Source organism: Pseudomonas sp. P5_B2 (genome assembly GCF_056400445.1).
The window spans coordinates 1-4688 of record NZ_JBFULH010000325.1 but is presented as its reverse complement, the minus strand read 5'-3'; the positions used below and the strand labels follow the sequence as shown (position 1 = coordinate 4688).

3 protein-coding genes are annotated in these 4688 nt (G+C 57.2%); 2 read left to right on the top strand and 1 reads right to left on the bottom strand.

The annotated features are described in order from the left end of the window. Both bioD and AC1DRJ_RS19520 read left to right on the top strand, forming a co-directional pair. A partial coding sequence (gene bioD / locus AC1DRJ_RS19525; protein ID WP_477803592.1) for an ATP-dependent dethiobiotin synthetase BioD occupies positions 1 to 208 on the top strand: 208 nt, incomplete at its 5' end. Between the two features lie 356 nt (positions 209 to 564). After that, positions 565 to 2370 carry a phenylacyl-CoA dehydrogenase gene (locus tag AC1DRJ_RS19520; protein WP_477803591.1) on the top strand — a complete coding sequence of 602 codons (1806 nt, stop codon included), beginning with the start codon at positions 565 to 567 and terminating at the stop codon, positions 2368 to 2370. Between the two features lie 78 nt (positions 2371 to 2448). Here AC1DRJ_RS19520 and AC1DRJ_RS19515 read toward each other — a convergent pair whose 3' ends face one another. Next, positions 2449 to 4230, bottom strand: a complete 1782-nt coding sequence (locus AC1DRJ_RS19515; RefSeq protein ID WP_477803590.1) for a hypothetical protein — start codon at positions 4228 to 4230, stop codon at positions 2449 to 2451. Between the last annotated feature and the right edge of the window lie 458 nt (positions 4231 to 4688).

Sequence of the window (4688 nt, the reverse complement as noted above, 5' to 3'; positions counted from 1 at the left end):
GTTGACGGCCGAGGCGATTGCCCGGGATGGATTGCAGTTGGCGGGCTGGGTCGCCAATATCATTGATCCCAAGACTTCGCGCCTGGAAGAGAACCTTGCGACGCTCGCCGAGCGTATCCCTGCGCCATGCCTTGGGCGAGTACCGAAACTCAAATTGGTTACGGCTGAATCCGTGGCGGAGCATTTGCAACTGGATTTGCTGGACTAGGTTTCATCTATGAAGGCACCGCGCTATTGGTGTTTTTGTCGGGCCTTTCACCATAAGGACTGGTTCAATAACCACTGTGATCCCTCGCTGAACTGTCCCTAGAAGCCGCGACTGTTCGTGGCGTTTCTGCGTAAGTCCTCCTCCTCCCTCAACTAATCTTTTCTACACAGCGCCTGGTTAGTCCAGCGGCGATGCATTGCTGTGTGTCCAGCAAATCGATGATGTGAAGACAAACGGCTACAGATCGATGCTTGACAAGATTTAGTCGTAAACGTATGTTTCAAACAGCTGTTTGATCGCAGCGACAATTCGACGCGGTCGTTCATTCCCGGTTACATCAGCAGAGGTTTTTCGCTATGCCTGACTACAAGGCCCCCTTGCGTGATATTCGCTTCGTTCGTGACGAACTGCTCGGCTACGAAGCGCATTATCAGAGCCTTCCGGCTTGCGCGGACGCAACTCCGGACATGGTTGACGCCATTCTCGAGGAAGGCGCCAAGTTTTGTGAACAGGTACTGGCCCCGCTGAACCGCGTGGGTGACACCGAAGGCTGCACCTGGAGCGAGTCCGGCGTTAAAACCCCGACTGGCTTCAAAGAAGCCTACAAGCAATTCGTTGAAGGTGGCTGGCCAAGCCTGGCTCACGACGTAGAGCACGGTGGCCAAGGCCTGCCGGAGTCTCTGGGGCTGGCAGTCAGCGAAATGGTTGGCGAAGCCAACTGGTCGTGGGGCATGTACCCAGGCCTGTCCCATGGCGCGATGAACACCATTTCCGAACACGGTACGCCTGAGCAGCAAGAGGCTTACCTGACCAAACTGGTTTCCGGTGAGTGGACCGGCACCATGTGCCTGACCGAACCGCACTGCGGCACTGACCTGGGCATGTTGCGCACCAAGGCCGAACCTCAGGCCGACGGTTCCTACAAAGTCTCCGGCACCAAGATCTTCATCTCGGCCGGCGAACACGACATGGCCGACAACATCGTCCACATCGTACTGGCCCGCCTGCCGGATGCACCGGCTGGTACCAAAGGCATTTCGCTGTTCATCGTGCCGAAGTTCATGCCGAACGCGGACGGATCGATCGGCGCACGCAACGCTGTGAGCTGTGGTTCCCTGGAACACAAGATGGGCATCCACGGTAACGCCACTTGCGTGATGAACTTCGACGCGGCCACCGGTTTCCTGATCGGCCCGGCGAACAAAGGCCTGAACTGCATGTTCACCTTTATGAACACCGCACGTCTGGGCACCGCGCTGCAAGGTTTGGCTCATGCCGAAATCGGTTTCCAGGGCGGCCTGAAATACGCTCGTGATCGCCTGCAAATGCGTTCGCTGACTGGCCCGAAAGCGCCGGAAAAAGCCGCTGACCCGATCATCGTTCACCCAGATGTACGTCGCATGCTGTTGACCATGAAGGCATTCGCCGAAGGCAACCGTGCGATGGTTTACTTCACTGCCAAGCAAGTCGACATCGTCAAGTACGGCGTGGACGAAGAAGAGAAGAAGAAAGCCGACGCACTGCTGGCCTTCATGACTCCAATCGCCAAAGCCTTCATGACTGAAGTCGGTTTTGAATCCGCCAACCACGGCGTGCAAATCTACGGCGGCCACGGCTTCATCGCCGAGTGGGGCATGGAGCAGAACGTTCGCGACAGCCGCATTTCGATGCTGTACGAAGGCACCACCGGTATCCAGGCGCTCGACCTGCTGGGCCGTAAAGTGCTGATRACTCAAGGCGAAGCCCTGAAAGGCTTCACCAAGATCGTCCACAAGTTCTGCCAGACCAACGAAGGCAACGAAGCCGTTCAAGAGTTCGTCGCACCGTTGGCGGCACTGAACAAAGAATGGGGCGAACTGACCATGAAGGTCGGTATGGCGGCCATGAAAGATCGCGAAGAAGTTGGCGCAGCTTCCGTGGACTACCTGATGTATTCCGGTTATGCCTGCCTGGCCTACTTCTGGGCTGACATGGCGCGTCTGGCGGCTGAAAAGCTGGCAGCCGGCACTTCCGAAGAAGCGTTCTACACCGCCAAGCTGCAGACTGCACGCTTCTACTTCCAGCGCATCCTGCCGCGTACCCGCACTCACGTTGCAACCATGCTGTCGGGCGCCAACAACCTGATGGACATGAAAGAAGAAAACTTCGACCTGGGCTACTAAGCCTTAACGCAGTACTTCAAAAAAAACCGCCGCTCCTTTGGGAGTGGCGGTTTTTTTTGCGCTGTGGTCAGGCCTTGATCACCATGGCGTCGGATCCAGGGGGCCCACGCCAGTCGGGGTGCTCACGCCTTCGCCGTTACGTATGAACGGCAGGTGCCAGAAGTCGTTAGGTACCACCGGATCGCCAGGCTTGACGCCTTCCGGAAAGATGAACTCAAACACCGGTGCCACATACTGTCCGGCAATCAGTCCATTGGCGACGGTCAGCCTGCCCGCATTCTGGATGCAACTGTCCACGGCGGTCTGGGATAAGCTCTGCTGTGGAACGCAAAGTGACCGCGCAACGACGCGCAAGGTACGTGTCGGCTGGCTGAGAAGCCCAGCGGGCGCTTTGGTCGCACGTAATCTGGCGCGTTGTGGCTGAGGACCCGTGTTCTGTGTGGTAATACCACCCGAGGCTCCCAGGCAACTGGCCGCAAGGCCCAGCGCAGGGTTGCATTCACCCGTCATCTCATAGGGTGTAACCCAGCGATTGGTTTGCACACCTGTCGATGGATTGACATCTATCAGATAGATGTCAACCGGGGTCTTGATGTCGGTGGTCGAGGCTTCAAGGAAAATCCGGTCTTGCGTCTCCTGGGCTACTCCGCTGATGGCCGTTGCGGCCGGGTCGGCTGTACCGATGCCAAACTCCCCGATAGCCATGTAGCTGGGCTGTGAACCTGGCTGAGTGTAGATCCCGACATTCGCCTCGATCGTGTGTGCGGAGATGAAATCCGGGGCTCCCGTTGTTGCTGACTTGAAAAGAGTACCGGACCAGCTGATGAAGTCGCCGACTTCGAAGGGGGCCTGTTGTGTCGGGTCGGGGTCCGTCGCCGTGCGTGTAGCATCGCTGAATCTCTTCATGACGTACTGGCTGCAATAGACCTGCCCCACCGCTGGCCCCGAAAGTTCCCCACTGGCCGGAGGTGTGACGCCGGCCTGGCTGAAATTGCGGCAGTTGTTGGTCGTGGTCGGGGTGACCACTTTTGGCCGGTTTTTCTCTGGGCAGAGCGCATCGTCCCCGGAAATCGTGCGTGGCACGCACATCGGGTAGCCGGTGGCGGCATGGATGGTCGGGTTGGCATCATCGACGGAGAAGCGTGGGTCGGGGCTTTGGGCGCGGCCAAAACGTCCGTTCGGGTCGTTGATCTGAATAATCGTGGGTTGCGTCGGGTTACCACTGTCAACTTCGAGGTTGCCGTTGGTGTAGTCGATCCGGGTGATGAAACCATTACCCGCGTTGACTGATTGCTGGGAGACAAAGATCAGCCCGGCAATCTGCTTGTTGGAGACGTTATTGCCTACCACATGGATCTCGAACGAGGGATAGGCCGCCGCTGATTTTCCGAGCGCCAGGGTTCCACCCCTGACGAAGTCGGCCCAGGTCAGGGTGTTGGCCGGCATCTGCATAACGGTGTTGCAAGGAACTGTAATCGTGACGCCGTTTAATTGGACGGTCCCCCCAAAGCGGCCCGGGTCGCCGGTATTGGGGCAATTCGCATTGGTGGTGTCCAGGGTCATATTTTGGATAAAACCGGTAACGTCAAACCCATTAATCGCAGTCGGGTTTGTAAAAACCGGGTCGGGCAGTGTGGGTGTCGAGAACGGCGAGGGCAAACCCGGGGGCTTGGCAGTCCCGCCACCGCCGCCTCCTCCACCACCGCCAGCACCGTTTTTGGCAAATGCATCTCCACCACCAATGACCAGTGCGACAGCGACGGCACTGGCGAGTAGAGCATGGCGACTGAAGATGCCGTTGAGTCGTTTGTGAGGCAGCAGCGCTATGGCGAGCGTTTTTTCGTACAAAGATAAGCTCATGGCTCACTCCAGAATCTTGCAGGACCAATTGCCGGCCAATCGAAATCGCAGATCTGCTGATGCGCTGAATCCTGCGCAAGAAAAACGCAAAGCCGTGAAATTGGGGCTCGATCCAGCGGGAGAAGTGTCTGTGTACGGTCGACACTTGCCGTTCGGAAGCTTTCACCTGCGTTGCGTCGGCCGGTTACGGGCGCAATAGCGAGAGACATTTCCTTGAGCCTGAGGTGTACAAAGCAGTTGTCGTGCCWGTTTTGAAACAATTAGACACAAACAATCGCCAACGCACTCAGAATGCGGGCTGCGCGGCCAAGGATGGTATTGCGCACGACACTACCAAATTAATATCCACCAACATAGGGGGGGATATATGCCCAAGTTCGGGAGTGTGCGAAGTTAAGTTCAGGTACTCGTTGGGTGAGTTTGGTCCTAAGTACTGAATGAGAAATGTTGTCTATATC

Coding starts and splice junctions, on each gene's coding strand:
- AC1DRJ_RS19515 (WP_477803590.1), bottom strand. CDS start 4,230: ATGAGCTTATCTTTGTACGAAAAAACGCTCGCCATAGCGCTGCTGCCT.